Annotated in this window: 16 protein-coding genes; 3 read left to right on the forward strand and 13 right to left on the reverse strand. The window is 34.7% G+C overall.

The window, feature by feature from the left end; translation table 11 throughout:
• Positions 1–235: 235 nt before the first annotated feature.
• A complete protein-coding gene (locus ACQKNX_RS15860; protein WP_427429715.1) occupies positions 236–2,161 on the forward strand; it encodes an S-layer homology domain-containing protein in 1,926 nt (641 codons plus the stop codon).
• Positions 2,162–2,258: 97 nt separating this feature from the next.
• On the opposite strand, the gene ACQKNX_RS15865 is transcribed toward ACQKNX_RS15860, so the two are convergent.
• The 13 genes from ACQKNX_RS15865 to ACQKNX_RS15925 form a co-directional block, all read right to left on the reverse strand.
• Positions 2,259–4,154 (reverse strand): N-acetylmuramoyl-L-alanine amidase, encoded by a 1,896-nt coding sequence (locus tag ACQKNX_RS15865; RefSeq protein WP_427429716.1) that lies wholly within the window; start codon positions 4,152–4,154, stop codon positions 2,259–2,261.
• Between the two features lie 243 nt (positions 4,155–4,397).
• Complete coding sequence (locus tag ACQKNX_RS15870) at positions 4,398–5,342, reverse strand: NlpC/P60 family protein (RefSeq protein WP_427429717.1); 945 nt, start codon at positions 5,340–5,342, stop codon at positions 4,398–4,400.
• 429 nt (positions 5,343–5,771) lie between these two features.
• Positions 5,772–6,008, reverse strand: a complete 237-nt coding sequence (locus tag ACQKNX_RS15875) for a helix-turn-helix domain-containing protein (protein ID WP_427429718.1) — start codon at positions 6,006–6,008, stop codon at positions 5,772–5,774.
• 6 nt (positions 6,009–6,014) lie between these two features.
• The gene (locus ACQKNX_RS15880; protein ID WP_427429719.1) at positions 6,015–6,176 is read right to left on the reverse strand and encodes a YvrJ family protein; all 162 of its coding nucleotides are present in this window, start codon (positions 6,174–6,176) and stop codon (positions 6,015–6,017) included.
• A complete protein-coding gene (locus ACQKNX_RS15885) occupies positions 6,157–6,801 on the reverse strand; it encodes a sigma factor-like helix-turn-helix DNA-binding protein (RefSeq protein ID WP_427429720.1) in 645 nt (214 codons plus the stop codon). Before ACQKNX_RS15885 ends, ACQKNX_RS15880 begins: the two co-directional genes overlap by 20 nt.
• 410 nt (positions 6,802–7,211) lie before the next feature.
• Entirely contained in the window at positions 7,212–8,861 is a 1,650-nt protein-coding gene (locus ACQKNX_RS15890; protein WP_427429721.1) for a M20/M25/M40 family metallo-hydrolase, read from the reverse strand.
• A gap of 29 nt (positions 8,862–8,890) precedes the next feature.
• A complete protein-coding gene (locus ACQKNX_RS15895; protein WP_403058106.1) occupies positions 8,891–9,613 on the reverse strand; it encodes an amino acid ABC transporter ATP-binding protein in 723 nt (240 codons plus the stop codon).
• Positions 9,588–10,283, reverse strand: a complete 696-nt coding sequence (locus ACQKNX_RS15900; protein ID WP_340820922.1) for an amino acid ABC transporter permease — start codon at positions 10,281–10,283, stop codon at positions 9,588–9,590. Before ACQKNX_RS15900 ends, ACQKNX_RS15895 begins: the two co-directional genes overlap by 26 nt.
• A gap of 115 nt (positions 10,284–10,398) precedes the next feature.
• Positions 10,399–11,220, reverse strand: coding sequence for a transporter substrate-binding domain-containing protein (locus ACQKNX_RS15905; protein WP_427429722.1), 822 nt, complete (start codon positions 11,218–11,220; stop codon positions 10,399–10,401).
• A 27-nt stretch (positions 11,221–11,247) separates the two neighbouring features.
• Complete coding sequence (locus ACQKNX_RS15910; protein ID WP_340820924.1) at positions 11,248–11,994, reverse strand: SDR family NAD(P)-dependent oxidoreductase; 747 nt, start codon at positions 11,992–11,994, stop codon at positions 11,248–11,250.
• A gap of 11 nt (positions 11,995–12,005) precedes the next feature.
• Complete coding sequence (gene gcvPB, locus ACQKNX_RS15915; RefSeq protein ID WP_427429723.1) at positions 12,006–13,592, reverse strand: aminomethyl-transferring glycine dehydrogenase subunit GcvPB; 1,587 nt, start codon at positions 13,590–13,592, stop codon at positions 12,006–12,008.
• A gap of 22 nt (positions 13,593–13,614) precedes the next feature.
• Positions 13,615–15,003, reverse strand: a complete 1,389-nt coding sequence (gene gcvPA / locus ACQKNX_RS15920) for an aminomethyl-transferring glycine dehydrogenase subunit GcvPA (RefSeq protein ID WP_427429724.1) — start codon at positions 15,001–15,003, stop codon at positions 13,615–13,617.
• A gap of 22 nt (positions 15,004–15,025) precedes the next feature.
• On the reverse strand, positions 15,026–15,802 hold the full coding sequence (locus ACQKNX_RS15925; protein ID WP_427429725.1) for an SDR family NAD(P)-dependent oxidoreductase: 777 nt from the start codon (positions 15,800–15,802) through the stop codon (positions 15,026–15,028).
• An 882-nt stretch (positions 15,803–16,684) separates the two neighbouring features.
• Between ACQKNX_RS15925 and ACQKNX_RS15930 the strand changes: the two genes are divergently transcribed.
• Together ACQKNX_RS15930 and ACQKNX_RS15935 are read left to right on the forward strand one after the other, a co-directional pair.
• Complete coding sequence (locus tag ACQKNX_RS15930; protein WP_427429726.1) at positions 16,685–17,221, forward strand: Abi family protein; 537 nt, start codon at positions 16,685–16,687, stop codon at positions 17,219–17,221.
• A complete protein-coding gene (locus ACQKNX_RS15935) occupies positions 17,208–17,708 on the forward strand; it encodes an Abi family protein (RefSeq protein WP_427429727.1) in 501 nt (166 codons plus the stop codon). The genes ACQKNX_RS15930 and ACQKNX_RS15935 overlap by 14 nt, the downstream gene beginning before the upstream one ends.
• Positions 17,709–17,889 lie beyond the last annotated feature (181 nt).

Consider the following 17,889-nt stretch of genomic DNA (forward strand, 5'->3'; position numbering starts at 1 on the left):
TCGTGAATCAATAGTTGTTATTCACTATTATATTCTTTAGTTTTCCCTACAAAAACAAAGGTTATTATATCATAAATACGGATAGACTTATAGAAAGTATTCTATGGATTTTACATAAAAAAGCTCAAAAATTTCATTTTCACCTAAATCTCTACGATTCAGTCATTATTTGGGTGTATGATGAAAATAAGTAATACCATTTTTGAGAAAAATACAAAACAAGGATGTGGATTTATTGAAGATATTCATTTCATTAATTACAGTCTGCGCTTGTCTGCTTGTTGTATTCCTATTACCGACGCAAGCTCAAGCTTCAACACAAAAAATTGGTATCGTTTTCTCTGAAAGTAGCGAGAAATATGCCAACGCCACACACCCCGGTGGTACATATGAGGGACAAACAGTATCTCCAAAGGTCGATTATAGCTCTACATACAACAAGGAGCTAAAAGCTTTCCTTTTATATCAACAACAGGGCTTCAATGTAGAGAAAATTTACGAAAAGGACTTAAATAGCTTAGAAAGTTTAAGCCAATATGATGCAATCGTCTTTCCTTATACAGTCATGATGAATCATCTACAACGTGAAAATGTCAAAATGTATGTACGCAACGGTGGCGGTGCTATTTTTGCGTTCCAAACAGCTCGTAACGAATCCGCAAAATTTCCGAAGGCCGGTCAAATGGATCTCTCCCCATTAATCTATGATGTGGACTCTTGGGTCATGGAGTGGGATAACCTATCAGAAGTTTTCAACTCACGCTTTATCGATGATATAGTGTTGGGTAACGCAACAATTAGCAATAGTAATTCAGTACATCCAATTATCCAAAACGCAACTAAAGAGCTCGGCAAAAGCAAATTAAATCTTACAAAATCTGATCAAGAGTGGGTTGAAATCATTAAACCTTGGCAAGGTGGCTCCGCTTCACCGCTATTATATTTCTCAAATTACGATTATACTGACAAGCCACAAACAATGAAGAAAAATGAATTTGGAGCAGCACATGCCATTCAATACGGCAAAGGTCGAGTCGTACAAATCGGATTTAAAATTTATGATTACATTACTATTAATGCCAAAGCAGATTGGCAAGATAACGAAAACGGTGTTGCTTATTCTACAACACAAGGCGACTTAGACGCCCAAGTATTTATGAAGCACGCTTTACGTTGGGTTGCCGAAAATCATGATAGTGATGTGCCACGTCGCTATAATCTTTCGCTATACTCTGACAGTGTGCAAAGTTATGTAGCGCCGTCTGGTAAATTCGTCTTCTACTCCACAGTAACGGTAAAGAACAATGGCAATGTGCCAGCTCGTGGTACGTTAAAAGTAGAGATTCTTGATGCGAACGATCACGTTGTCGGTAAAGGGCATGATCGTTATTTACCAGGTCTTGCTGCCGATGCGACCACAACTAATGCTGACCGCAAAGATATTAGTACCCACTCGGAAAAATATCAAATTTTCATGCCAGAAAATTTAGCCGCTGGCACATATACGATACGTACTTCTTTCATAGAAGGTCGTGATGATCGTAAAAATGTTGACGAAAAATTTGCAACCATTGCAGAAATTAAAACGCTCACACGTACAAAAGGTTCCAACAAGGCTACTATTGAGGTTGCCCCATTCTTTCAAGATGTATTAGCATCAAACGGTGCTTATTATGATATAAAAAACTTACATGCATTAGGTATTGTGAAAGGGAGTAATGGCAAATTCAACCCTCAAGGCACACTCACTCGAATACAAGCTACTGAAATGGTATTACGTGCACTTGGTATCACCCCTTCAAGCTCAGCTCCCTTGAACGCCAGCGATATGAAAGCTGGCGATTATGGCTATGCAGTTCTAGCTACAGGCGTTCGCTATGGAATAATATCTTTAGAAGATGGCAAAATTAACGCCCATCAACCGATGACGCGTGCCGCAATGGCACATGCACTTGTAAAGGGCTTTAAGCTTCAAGGCTATACTAAAAATACATTCATAGATGTCCCTACATCTCATGTCTATTTTAAAGATATACAGGCTCTCTATGCATTAGACATTACTACAGGCTATGAAGATCAAACATTTAAACCAAACAACACTGTAACTCGTCAAAACTTTGCCCAATTTGTTAATCGCACACTTCACGCGAACGCTAAATAACATTTGGTTAGCGCTAATAGATTGTCTGGAATCTCACTTTTTATCCAATAAAAAAGAGCTACGTCGTTCTAAATAGGAACGATGTAGCTCTTTATTTTTATTGTTTAGCGTAGTATTGAGAAATCCCTTTATAAATAGCTTCAGCAAATAATTCGATATATTGATCATCTGTCATTTTGCCACGGTCTTCACTATTTGTAAGGAAACCTAGCTCTACTAGAATCGCTGGAATTAATGTGTTACGAATAACATAATATTGTTGCTCTTTAACACCACGATTTTTCATGTTTAAGTTATTAACAATTTGGTTATTTACAAAAGTAGCTAGATCTATATCTTCTTGATACATATCTCCAGTTGTCACAGCATAATATGTTTCAGTACCTTGTGCAGAGGTGTTAGTTGCTGAGTTGACATGTATACTAACAAAGATTTCGCCAAAGTTTGCATCGGTAAAATCTACACGGTCTTGCAATGAAGGATATGTGTCACCTGTACGTGTCATTAACACTTTCGCTCCAGCTGCTTCAAGTTTCTGTTTTACAAGTGTGCTAACTTTTAATGTAATAGCCTTTTCTGAATTGGAACCTACTACAGCTCCAGGATCTTTACCACCATGACCAGGGTCAAGAATGATAATACGATTTTTCAGTGCATTACCACTTTGGTTTAATAGTTTTAAGTAAGATTTATGCACATAGCCTGTTTGTCCATCAAAAGTAATTTGAGCCCAATAGCCACTAATGCTATTAACCTGCACATAGTCGCCCTTATTTAATTTACCTAATACTGTAGAAGTTGAGTTCGCTTCTTTGCGCACATTTAGACTACCAACAGTTGCACGACCTAGTAAGTCTCCTGCAACTGGCGGAGGAGTTGGATCTGGTTTTGAAGGTTGTTCTACTTCCACATCCTCTGTGCTATTTGCCACAATATATCCTGGCAAGCCATTTACTACTGTTAGATAGTAGCCATTAACCGTTTTATAGACAGGCAGTTTGACATTACTATTGATTGTTGAAATAGTTTTAGAAGACGAAGTAGCCTTCACGTAGAGATTGATGCCTTGTGTTGTTTTAACTTCTTTTTGAATATTCCCTAATGCATTACCGTCCGCGTCTAAAAACTGTGCGTACGTTTTATAAATATAAGCAAATGCACCTTTATATGTTACTTTTAACCAGTCATCTTCAACTGCATAGACTGATAGTTTTCCACCTTTATCGACTGTCCCTACAATGTTCGAACTAGATGCAGAGTCTTTTGATTTACGAATATTCAAACCATCTGTTGTCACTTGAATTAAACCAATAACCTGTGTTGTATCAGGAACAGCTTCACCTTTTACTGGTAACTCTAAACGATATTTTTCACTTTTAGCACGAGCAACAAATAATGCAAACTGTGCACGTGTCACTTGGCTATTTGGATTATAGTTTTGACCGCTTCCCTTTGTAATACCATTATAGTAAATCGTATTAACATACTGAACGTAAGGATGTGTAATGCCTACGTCAACAAAAGGAGAATCAATATTTTCAAATTCACTTGCATCAAGCTTAAATGCCTTTGTTAATACGTAACTCATTTCATCACGAGTTAAAGGCTTGTTTGGTAAGAACTGTCCAGTTGTATTTGTTTTAAAGTACCCTAACTGTATGGCACGTTCAACGTAACCTGAAAGCTCGGTACCAACCGTTACATCTGAAAAATTTGACTTATTGACAACTAATGGTTTGTTACCAGAAGCAACAACTGCCATTTTTGCAACTTGTCCACGCGTTACGCTATTATTAGGTTTATAATATGTTTTACCATTTTCCGTATACCCTTTAATAACACCTAAACTAACTAAATAATTGATCTCTTCATAAGCTTCATGCTTTGGGGTAACATCTTCAAAACCACCACTTGCATTTGCACTATGTATCGTAAACATAGAAGCTGAAATGAATAAGACGCATAATATAAGACTGATTTTTTTAAAGTACAATGTCTTATTTCCTCCCTTCATGTTCTCGTGTTATTGTGTCCATTTTAACAAAAATTCACATATAAAACTATCATAGATTGTAACTATTCGACATTTTTTTATATCACCCCATTTCATATGGATTCATAAAAAGAAGAGAGCCTGCAAATGCAAACTCTCCGCCATCTATACGTTATTTAAAAGAACTTCCATGCATTGCTTCACTTCAAACGTAGCCCTTGTCCGAAGCGAAGTAGAAACTGATTACTTATTCACTTGCTTAGCACGCTCGATAAATGTTTCAAGTTGAGAAATCTTTAACATTTCATCATAACCGAAATTACCGTTATCTTTACCTGCTGTAATACCGTTTGATGCTAGAATTGAAATATATTCTGTTGCCCAATAATTTTCAGGAACATCTGCAAATGTCACCACATCACCTTTATGCTCAAGACCAAAAGCAACTACTAAAACTTTTGCAATTTGTGCACGAGTCATTGGAGAAGAAGGATTAAATTTGCCGTGATCATCACCTGTAAAAATACCTAACTTTGCTACAGCAGCAATTGCACCAGCATGTGCATAAGTAGGTTTTACGTCTGCAAATGAAGTATTTTTATCAGATGTATCTAAGTTTAAAGCTTTTGCAATTTGTACAGCAACTTCTGCACGTGAAGCATATACTGAAAAGTCAATTGCAGCGTCCTTAACTTCAGCAGTCGCTACTTTTGTCACTTCAGCTTGTTGTTCAGCGTCAAAATCCGCTACGCGTTTTGCACCAACGTAACGAGAACTCCAATAATATGGATCGTTTACATTAGAATAGCTAACACCTTTACCTGTTTGAGAGTGAATCATTTTACCATCACCTATGTATATCGCTACATGTGAGATACCACTACCACTCGTGTTAAAGAAAAGTAAATCGCCAACTTTTAGGTCACTCTTCGCAACCGCAGTACCTTGCTGATATTGTGAGCTTGATGTACGGTTCAATTTAATGCCTAAATCATTGAAGACTTTAGAAGTAAAGCCAGAGCAATCTAATCCGCTAGTAGTTGTACCACCATAAGCATAAGGAATACCTAAATATTTCGTCGCTGTTTCAGTAACTTCATTTGCAGTTGCCGCTTCAGCGTTATCTATTTGAATTGTTGAAAATAACATAAAAGATGCAAAAATCGGTAATAACCATTTTTTCTTCATAAGTTTGTTATACCCCTCTCAAGGAACTTTTTTGCCTATACATAGACTATCACAAATGATGGTCTTTTAATTTTTCAATTGTGTAACGGTTTTGAAAGCAAAAAAAAAGCTGATATACCAACGCTTTGTGGTTTACCAACGCTAAAATATGGGTATTAATTAATGGATATTCCGGCTTTTTGTAACATTCCTGTAACATTAGCCACGCTTTGTTACAATAGAGCGTGCTTTAAAGTGCCAGGCACTCAAACAATTTTCAACAATTTTAGGGGGCACTCGGATTTGAACCGAGGACAAACCGGTTCCTTACTATTTGGCAATGCCACCGAAGTTTTATTTATTAAAGATGCAAACAACCGTTTAGAACTAAAACGATCAAAAGTTTATACCCATTTGACCGCTTTAGAACTAATTGTAATCATCCTAATTTTATTGGTCATTATATCGTTTCTTCAAATCCCAAAATCCTGGGACGGAATTGACATCATATTTTCTTATAGATTGGATGAGTTTAATAAGTAAATCTTGACGTAAATCCTCTCTAAAATGTGGATGAGTTTGATAAAGGCACTGTTTCAATATAGGCTCAAAATAATTTATTACAGTCAATAAAGCTTTATCATCGTGTTTCGATTTTTTTACTAGGGCAATTAATTCCTGTGACATCTACCTTCAGTCCCTTCTTGAATTTTTTATAAGTTCCGATAACTTATTAATACTTAATTCAAGATTTTCTAATTTTTTTTCAAATCTAATAAATAGATAAAATGTCATTGCAATCGGAAATCCAAAATTTCCGATTATTATAATCCAATCAGATGGTTCTGTTATCATCAGAAATCCCCCTTTTTTCCCCATTATTCTTTTGCCTTTCAATGTAAATCAACATATTTTCCAAAGCTTTCTTATGGGTTTTAGAGACAGCTTGCTGCGTTTTATTTAATCTTTGTCCAATTTCCGTATCGCTCAATCCTTCTGCATAAGCTAGACTAATGATCTCCTTCTGCTTTTTAGTCAACAAATTTAATGCATCATACAATATTGGGCATATTACATATTCACCTAAATCATCATTTAAAATTATGTCACTAAAATGGTATTCTGCTTGTTCGTCAGCTACTAAATCGAGAAATGTTTCTTGTCCTTCACTAGTATTAATGGTGTCATCTAAAGTAAGAGAAAATCTGGATTGTATAAGCCTCAATCTTTTGTCGAAATTGATTGAATTAAACTTTAGAGTTGCAGAAATATGAGAAATAAAGCGGATTTTGAAATAGAAATGTTTAAAAAATATGTCTAATTCTTCCATATTCTCTTGATTAGGGTTTGATATTGTTTCCATGTACTTTTCTTTGTGAATTGGTATTTTCAAAAAGGATATTACCAACTCATTTTTTAATAGCTGTCGATTTTCATCTTCAAATTTTTTTATTCTTTCTTTATCCCATTTATTTTCCAACACCTCAAGCACTCCTTTGGAAGAAGCATACATTCACTCTCTAATAAAAAACAGAGCATATGTTCTTATTTTGAGTAAAAAAAAAAGAGTGTACGTTCTTTTTTCAAAAAAAAACTATTTGTACTTTAACCTAGTTTCCCCATCTAATAATTATTTTAACGTTTTACTCTTACTCGTTGACATAGATTATTTCCACAACTTCTTTTAGAAGTATATTGCCATTCTTCATCCCCCCCTATTCTTATAATATATAGAATAAATAGTCTTCAAAATCACAACCTTTATGTGCCAGGCACTCAAACAATTTTCACACAATTTAATAAGACTATAGACAAACTTGAAATTGTTCGAGTTTGTCTATAGTCTGAAAGCTCTTCTAAATGCAATATCAACGGTTATAACTGTAGACATTAATTAAGTAGTTTATCTATTACATGTTTCGTTATATTAGGCATAATTTCCATTGTATATTTTAATTCAGTTCTTTCGTATCTGTTATGTGCATCATAACCATACGGTCCAATATTAATTGCTGGAATATTTAAATCCTTAATAGCATTATAATCGACAAAATGTTTTGTTCCCCAGCTTGGATTATTGTTCATAACGGATTGAATGCTATCTTCATCGTCATGTATCGCTACACAACTCATGTCACAAATATAAGGGAAATAATTTCTTTGTACAATTGGCTTATTATAATGTGGTTGAACTTTTTCGATAGCATAATCTAAAGCTAATAGTAGATTTTTTTCTTTTTGATCTTTTCCAGTCACCTCTACACGTGGTGAATAAAGTGAAGAATAAAAAATAATAATAGCAGGGCGCTTATCCTTTGCCCATTTCCATGTTTCTTCTACGACTTTCGCAGAAAACATACGTACATCTAATTCTTTATTTTTTAATAGGTCTTCTTTAAATTGCTTCATATGCTCTTTATAACGTTCACCAGATTGCGAAATAATTGATTGCTCTAGTTCTTCATAAAGTAATACTCTCGTTTCCCAAGGTAATTTGGTATACTCCTGTTCACTAATTTCACAATATCTCTTATAATGACTATTTAAGTTATCAACTACATTATTAAAAGCAATTTCTGCTTGATTTTTTAGCTTTTCAAGAACATCTTTAGGGGACCATGATTGCACAAAAAAATTATAATATACATATGAAGCAAGTGCTGTTTGAACAGTATACGTTTCTTTAAAATCTGTTTGCTTCAATGTTACTGGTGGCATAGGCGTTTCGCCTAACGATTTATCGCATAGCTCAGGATTATATGCAATTTGTCTAGTTAACTCTGCTGCGATATAGTTAGGATCAAGTCCTTCAAAGCTAGACCCCACATGACTTTCAGCACCAGTTATATAAAATGAAGGAAGTAGCTTCCCGACACTACCTTTATAAATATATCTATTTTCATCGCCTTCATACCTAGGCGCTACAAAATCAGAATTGATTAACGCCTCATATTCAAATCCATACGCTTCTCTAAGTTTTTTTAAATCATTTAAACCTGACAATACCCCGTGCGAGCTATCTTCCTCGTCACACTCAGCAAAAAACACAATATTTCCTTTTAATTCTTCAGGATGCTCTGAATAATACTTTAATAGATAGTAATTACTTGCCACACCGCTTTTCATATCTAATGTTCCTCTGCCAAATAACCATTCATTTGATTCTAAATGCTCCTTAACTAACGGAGGAACCTTTTCGTTTTTCAATGCTTCTTGAAGATGATTCGGAAAACATGCTTTCTCTTTCAAGCTATTATAATCATCTATTCCTACCGTATCGGTATGGCCCATTAATACGACTGTTTTAGCGCTACTTCCTTTTGTCCCTCTTACAAAAGCAAAAACGTTATATCGCTCAATCTCATCATCGACCGTTTGTGAAGTAAACACATAGTCTGGATTTTTTTGAAAGTAAGGAAGGTTAGTAATTGTTTTAGCAAGTGATTTTGAAATATCAATTTCGCCTTCGGTATTTACGATACTTTCAATATTTACAAGATCATTCGTCACTTTTAAAACTTCATCATACGTTTTTAACATTCATAACAACCCCTAACTTAAAATAATGATTATAAAACTTGCTGTAAAAACTTTGCTGTTCTCTCTTCCTTTGGCGTTTTAAAAAATTCTGAAGGAGGGCCTTCTTCAATTATTTTTCCATCTGCTAGCATAATTACTCTATCCGCAACCTCTCTTGCAAAGCCCATTTCATGCGTTACAATGACCATTGTCATACCATCTCTTGCTAAACTTTTCATTGTTTCTAATACTTCGCCAACTAATTCAGGATCTAACGCCGATGTTGGTTCATCAAACAGCATAACGTTTGGGTTCATCGCAAGTGCTCTTGCAATAGCAACCCGTTGCTTTTGCCCCCCAGATAACTGTTCAGGATAATAGTTAGCTTTATCAGCGAGCCCAACTCTCGTTAATAACTCCATTGCTTTTTTATTCGCTTCATCTTTACTTTGCTTTTTCACCTGTATGGGTGCTTCAGTTATGTTTTGTAAAACGCTTAAATGCGGAAATAAATTGAAGTGTTGAAATACCATGCCCATATTTTCTCTGACTTTATTTAAGTTTGTTTTTTCTATATCAATAATCTCATCGTTAATACTTATAGTACCCTCATCTAATAACTCTAAAAAATTCATACAACGTAACAACGTACTTTTTCCCGAACCACTTGCTCCAATTAAAACAACTACTTCTGATTTATTTATCTCAAGGTTAATGTCTTTTAAAACTTTCAATTTACCGAATGATTTAGAAAGCGACTTCAACTTTATCATGCTTTTTCTCCTTTCCAACATCCATTCTGCTTTCCAGTTTATTGAACAACAGTGTGAATATTAGAACTAAAATCAAGTAATATACGCCTACGACAAAGTAGGTTTCTAAAGGCATGTAGTTATACGCTTGAGCCGATAATGCATGGTTAAATAATTCTGAAACCGCGATATAGGCTACTAGAGAAGAGTCTTTTAATCCAATAATGAATTGATTAGCCAATGAAGGTATAGCTCGCTTAAAGCTCTGTGGTAAAATAATTCGTCTCATTGTTTTAAAATACGTCATTCCTAATGAGCGGCCAGCTTCCATCTGTCCTTTATCGATTGATTGAATAGATCCCCGAAAGATTTCTGCAATATAGGCCCCAGAATGAATTCCAAGTGCAATAGCACCTGCTGCAAAATCGGAAAGAACAAAAATACTAGAAATACCGTAGTATAGGAACATAAGTTGTACGATAAGTGGCATACCACGAATAATAAAAATATAAGCGTTTGCTATCTTCTCTAATATCTTGATATTCGAAACCTTGAAGAAGGCAAAAATCAGACCAATAACACAAGCAATTAATAAAGAAACTACTGTTAACTCAACTGTTAAAATAGTTGCTTTTAAAAATTCAATGCCATGTTTTTGGAAGATCGATGCTATATTCGTTAAAAACTCCATATAAATCACCTAACCTCTTTAAGTGTATTGGTATAGAAGATTAATATATTTGAATATTCAAATTATTTTACCTAGAATTAATCTATAATACTAGGTAAAATAATTTAGGATTGGTTTACTCTAATAGATCTTTGCCAAACCATTTTGTACTTATTTCTTTATACGTTCCGTCTGCAACCATATCTGCAATTGCTTTATTAATTGCTTCTAATAACACTTGATTGTCCTTTTTAATAGCTACTGCAATTTCTTCTCTTTTGATTTCTTCTCCTACTGTTTGAATTTCTAAACCTGATTCTTTCATCGCGGAAATCCCTACAATTTTATCTGTAATTACTGCGTCTAAACGTCCTGGAGGAAGGTCTTGTAATGCATATATCTCACTAGGAAATTCTTTAATTTTATCTGTATATTTTTTTGCATCTTCAACATAAGTACTAGCTTGCATAACACCGATTGTCTTTCCCTTTAAGTCATCTAACGATTTGATATCTTTATTTTTACTTGAAATAAATACTGTGGCGCCCGAAATATAATATGGATCTGAGAAATCAACCTGTTTTGCTCTCTCCTCAGTAGCTGTCATACTCCCTATAATTGCATCATATTTCTCTCCACGTAACCCTTGGAGGATCGTTTCCCATGGATTTGTAACAGGATTGGGTTCAAGGCCAATTCTCTTTGCAATCTCATTGCCAATTTCTACATCAAAACCAACTAATTTTTCATTTTCCTTATAATTTAATGGCTTTAGTAAGCCACTCATTGCAAATGTTAACTTCCCATCATTCACTAATTTCATATCAGATGTTGTGCTATTTTCTTGTCCCTCACTACTTGCAGAAGTTTCAATTTTTTCATTCGAATCTTTTTCAGAGCACGCGACCATCAATGAAGCAACTAACACCAATAAAAAATAGAATAGACTTTTCTTCATAAAATACCAATCCCCCTCGTTTTATGATTAAGCTAATTCTCCACCATCAATGGCAATTGTTTGCCCTGTAATATAAGCAGATTCATCTGAAGCAAGGAAGGCATACAACGCCCCTATTTCTTTTGGATCTGCATGCCGTTTTAAAGGAATACCTTCATTTACAACCTCTAACATTTCAGGAGTATACTCAGCCATTTGCATCGGTGTTAATACATACCCTGGACATATTGTGTTCACTCGAATGATCGGAGCCAATTCTAATGCCATCGTTTTTGCTAAAAGATTAACGCCTGCTTTTGAAGCGTTATAGTCTGCATAGAATGGATGTCCCGTAACACCATTTGTAGAGGCTGTCATGAGTATAACGCCTTTCCCCTGTTCAACCATGATTTTTGCAGCGGCTTGAGATGTATAAAACACACCATTTAAATTAATGTTTAAAACCTTATTCCATTGTTCTGGATTAATATCAAGGAATTTAGAGCGAACGCTAATACCTGCATTCGCTATAAAAACGTCCACTCCCCCTAAATCCTCTTTAATTTTTTTAAAGACAGCGTTTACACTTGCAGGGTTACTAACATCCACTACATATCCTTTCGCAATTCCTTTGTTTTCTTTTATAGACTTTTCAATACTTTCTTCATTAATATCTAAAATAGCGACGACAGAACCTTCTTCGACAAAGCGTTGTGCTGTGGCTAATCCTATACCACTTGCTCCTCCTGTAATGACTACTCTCTTCTTTTTTAAACTACTATGCCTTGTTGTCATCAAATTACCCCCTAACGGTTATAACTTGTTAATTCCGCTTCATTTTTCACCTTTTCTTGATATACCCGCCACGAAGTACACCATTTAGCAGGATTATCTAAATAATCTGCTTCGATTAATTGATGAATGGTACTATTTTGCGGTGCATTTTTCACTACTTCTGGATTTTCATATGCTTCCTTCGAAATTTGTTCAAGTGCCTGGATATATTCATCTAAGTCTGCTTTAGAATAGGATTCTGTTGGTTCTAGTGTGAATGGTTGTGGCACAATGTATGGATGATGACTTGTCCAGTAATGCAAACCAAAGTCTGTCATACGACGCTGTACATCCTCTGTTGTAACACCTGTTTCTTTCTCCAACTGCTCCCAACTATAACGAACCTGTTCCAGGCGTTGCCCTTGTACATAAGGTACACTTGCGCCTCGAATTTTCGATACTTTACTGTATAAATAGTTATTATTTAACACAGCTGTTTCTGCCACTGCTTTAAGTCCTTCTTGTCCTAATGCTCGAATCCATGCATAAGAACGTAAAATAGTTTGTGCTACGCCGTGGAAAGCGCGTACTTTCCCAATTGAATGCTCTAATTGATCATTTAATACATATTGATTACCATTTTTTTCAACAATCGGTCCTGGTAAATACGGTTTTAATTCCGCTGTTACACCTAATGCACCTGTTGCTGGTCCCCCGCACATATGTGGCGCTGCGAATGTTTTGTGTAAATTAAAGAAACACATATCGAAGCCTGCCTCTTTAGCACGTGTAATTCCTAATAAACCGTTTGCATTCGCTTGATCGTAGTAACAAATACCACCTGCATCATGTACAATCTTTGTAAATTCTTTAATTTTCGAATTGTAAATTCCTGTATCTTCTGGGTTGGCTACAACAAAGCCAGCTGTTCGTTCGGATACAACTTCTTTTAACTTTTCAATATTAGGGAATCCATTTTCGTCTGGATGTAAAGTAATAATTTTATATCCCTTCACAACTGCCGTTGCTGCTTGAGATGGATGAGAGAAAATGGTTGTAATAATTTCATTACGTTGATCTGCCTCACCTTTAACTTCAAAATACTTACGTACAATCGATGCCATCGCAAATAGTGCTTGTGTGCCACCACTCGGTTGGAATGAAAATGCATCCATACCTGAAATGTCACGCATTGCTAAATCCATGTTATGAATGATTTCTAACATTCCTTGTACAGTACGAACATCTTGCAGAGGATGTAGTTCCATTATTTTAGAATTACGAATTAGTAACTCGTTAATTTTCGGAATGTACTTCATCGTACAAGTACCTTGACCAATTTCAACATTAAAATCCGACCCTAATGTTTCTTGTGAAAGACGAACATAATGGCGTAATATACGGGCTTGGCCGATTTCTGGTAAGTTCGGCTTACTTGCTCGCTTTATATTTTGCGGTAGAACTGAAACGCCATCGCCCACTACATCTACAACTTCTTGTGAAGCCTGCGGTACTTCGACTCCAACTTCACCTGGTTGATGTAGCTCGAAAATAATAGGCTCATTCCACTTAGCTTGATGAAAATCTATATTGACGGACTGTCTTTGAATTTTTAACATGCTAATACTCCTTTCTACCTCATTATTTCGTCACAATTTTTGATAAAACACTTACTAGTTTGTCGATATCTTCTTTCGTATGCACTTCAGTTACACAATAAAGTGCCGACTGACCATATTGAGGAAACTCTTTCGATAGATCCTTCCCTCCAAAAATCTTGTGCTCTAATAATTGTGCATTGATTTCTTCTACTGTTAACCCTGTATCATTAAAGTCGATAATAAATTCCTTGAAAAATGGCGACGTAATTCTCGAACCTCTAATGTTCTGAATTTTATTAAGTTGCATTACTGCGTACTGACTATTTTGCATGATTGCTTGACCTAAATCATACATACCGTTTGGTCCCATTAACGATAAATAAACACCTGCTGTAATGCCCCATAGAGCTGTTTGTGTACCGACAGATTCTTTACCGTTTTCTCTATCTGCAAAAGATGTACGGTCATATGCAATATCACCAAAACCATACTCTCCTTGTTTTATAGTCGGAATAATGCCAAATAATCGCGATGGGTACTCATTAACGAATTTCGGATCATTATGTGTCGCAATAAAACCTGCTTGCCCTCCACTAAAATTCATATGCATACCTAGTGGTTGAAGGTCTCCACATACAATATCAGCTCCATATTGACTTGGTGGTGCCAGTATTCCAAGTGAAATTGGATCAACCCCAACTACGATTATTGCACCGTATTTTTTTGCAAGATTTGAAATTTCTTGCCCTTGTGATTCAATAAATCCTAAATAGGATGGATTTTCGAAATAAATCACCGCAACATCATTAGATAATTTCCTTTCTAAATCTGCTAAATCCATTAATCCTGTATTAAGATTAAAATGCACATCTTCAAATGCTAATTGAGGTGTTCCATAGTTTGTAATAATCTTTTTTCTCTCAGGTGAAACTGTACTAGCAAGTAAAACTTTCGTACGTTTAGTAATACGACTAGCCATACGAATTGATGTAGCTGCCGCCTGTGCCCAATCAAATGTTGGCACATTCACTACTTCCATATCGACAAGCTCTGCCATAAGACTTTGGTATTCAAATAAAGCTTGGAAACGTCCATGATCTTCGTATGGTTCACCCGCGTAAGCAGTTAAAAATTCAGCTCTTTGATTGACCTCATCACATACTGCCGGAATAAAATGTTGCCAACAACCAGCCCCTAAAAAGTTAAGATATTCATTCGTACTTATATTTTTATTTAATAAACTTTCAATATGTCGTCGTAGTTCCAATTCATTTAAAGCTTTCGGGATATTCATTGTTCCTTTATACTGTAAGTCGTCAGGAATGCAAGAATAGAGTTCTTTAATAGAATGCACACCAATTTCGTCTAACATTTCTTGTTTTACTTCAGGTACCATATTTGGAATGTATGGATGAACTTTTTTACTCATATAAAATACCTCCTATAATTTTTTATGCTAAGCCGCCACCATCAACGGTTAATGTAGTTCCTGTAACCCAAGCAGATAAACCACTTGCAAGAAATAGTACCCCCTTCGCAATATCTTCAGGTGTTCCCAACCTTGCCAATGGTCTATCAACCGCTGAACTACGAAGAAAACTAGATTCTTCTATATTTAATTGTTTTGCCTCTCCCCGAAGTAGCGGCGTATCTGTATCTCCAGGGCAAATACAATTTACGCGAATGTTCTCTGATCCATGGTCGATAGCCATAGCCTTTGTTAAATTTACAACCCCTGCTTTCGCAGCGCAGTAAGATGCCGCTTTGTCTCCACCTTTTAGACCCCAGCCAGATCCGGTATTGATAATACTGCTGCCGCCGCCATGGTTTCGCATAAGGGGAATTAAATATTTTGAAAGAAGATAAACTCCTTTTAAAGAAACATTAATTACCGCATCCCAATCAGATTCTTCTAAGTCCACCACTGTTTTTCTACGAATAATGCCTGCATTATTAAAGAGCACATCGACTTTTCCATGCTTTTCTTCTATTAACTGCGCCACACGCTGGCAATCTTGTGAGTTCGTTACATCACACTTTACAAACTCAATATCTAAACCTGCAGCCCGCAGCGTTTCTTCTGTTTCTTTGCCTTTCTGCTGATCGATATCAAGAATGATTGTTTTAGTCCCCACCTCACTTAGTAATTTAGCGGTTGCAAGACCTATTCCTGAAGCTCCCCCTGTTACTACCGCAATCTTCCCACCTAATTCAAAGTAATCTAGCAAATAAATGTACCCCCTTTTTTTGTTTCTCAATTTATATAATGCAAAAATCATGCCAAGTTTAAAAAGCTGATTTTACGAGATTCATAAATAATAAAATCATTATTTTTTGACACGGCTGTCATTTCAAATGCCGTTTTTGTCATATTAAATTTTTTTGAGTTGATAATTAGGAAAGGCGTTTACTTGTAGTGATAAATACTGGAACTAGTAACTTTAGTTATTAAAAAGTTGCTATTGTAACGACAGATGAAAACATATGTATGAAGTTTTGTTATGAAGGAAACAACGGAACTATAAATATAGAAGAGTTTGTAGAGAAGTAGAAAAAAGCATTTAAATGAAAAAGACTGTTTTCTAAAAGAATATTGCGCTTTTAGAATAAAATCATTAATGATTTAGCTTTCTGGTAAAATAAGCATAAAAAAATATATGATTTTAGATAACAATTGGTAATTGGGTAGATGGACGAGTTAGTTCAAACGAGCAAAATTTAGATAAAAAAATTAAGGTGTTAGAGCATTTTAGTTGCAATCGAATTTTCACAAAAAAAGAATCATCAAAAATTTCGACTCCCAGTTTACCATGAATTTAATCAAAGTTACGTTTTTGTGATTTATTTGTTGTTTATATTAAATACAAGAAAGTATTTAAACTTAGAGAGCATAGGAAAACTAGTAAGAGAAATTGTACTTAATCGTTGTCTTGGATGGTTGAAGAAAAACGAAATGGTATTCGGCAATTATACAGGAGTTTCAAGTGCAACAATCTACAAAATAAAACAATAAAATTGAAAATAAAATAGAAATTTATATATAAATGTAGAATAAAAATCTAAGAAAATGAATAGTTTATTAGTATAGAGAGAATATAGGGGGCGATGAAATGAGCAACCGATTACATGTAACTAAAACTTTTAAATCTTTAGATGAACAGATTGCTTTATTAAAAGAAAGAAAATTAATCATTAGAGACGAACAAAAGGCTAAACTTCATTTACTAGAAAAGAATTATTTTGATTTAATTAATGGCTTTGAAACACTATTATTAAAGGACTCTAAAGCTGTAGATAAAGAATATGATGGTTATTACTTTGAAGATTTTTTATTGTTGTATGATTTTGATAAAAAATTGAACATTGAGCTTATTAAGCTTTTGGATAAATTTGAAACTCGCTTAAAAACATCAATGGCATACAGATTTTGCGAAAAATATTTTCTAACTGCTGCCGATGCAGAATGTTACATTGAATTGAGCAATTACACAAATCCAGCAAATAATCATTTAAGTTTACCTAGCGATATTGCTAAACCTATTACGAACCACAAATTATTTAAAACTAACATTTGGTATAACGGTATTAAGTATAGAAACTTTATTGAATTCAGCAAGGCAAAATACACTTTTTTTGTCTACTTATAATTCTCCACCTTTTTGGATGATAATTAAAGTCCTTGAATTTGGTGCTGTATTCAAACTTTTATTAGGATTTGAAAAGGATCTATTTGAAAAAGTCATTGAAGATATGGGAATGAAGTACATAGATAAACAAAAGTTTATTAATTCAATAAGGATTTTTATTGACTTACGTAATACTTGTGCACATTACCAACTAGTTAATAGATACCGTACGGCAAATAATATAAGAATAGATGCAGGTATGCTTAATGATTTAGGATTAAGAACAAAAACTAATATCCGAGGATTACCTACTTATTATGAATTAAAGCTTTATGATACTTTGCTAGTTATTTCGCAATTCGAAGATTTAAAAAATATAAGGAAATTAATTAATGATTTTTATTATAAAAGATGTAATTCAAAAAGAGAAAGACAGATAATGATAAAAATATTCGAAAGAATGGGAGAAAATAAACTTTCTAAATGGCTCAGTATAGGGAAGAGTTAACCTTTTTAAAGTTTTATTCTTCTTTATTAATTAAAACATATATGTTATTATTTAAACATATAATATATCGTGCGTGACGGCGAGTTATCCGATTAAAAGGTTAACTGTATAGTCAGAAAGAGATGCTCAAATGAGCATCTCTTTTCTTTTTATCTGTGCAAAAAGCGTGGTGAGTTTTACA

This window comes from Lysinibacillus sp. NPDC093712, assembly GCF_050280025.1.
Lineage (GTDB): Bacteria > Bacillota > Bacilli > Bacillales_A > Planococcaceae > Lysinibacillus.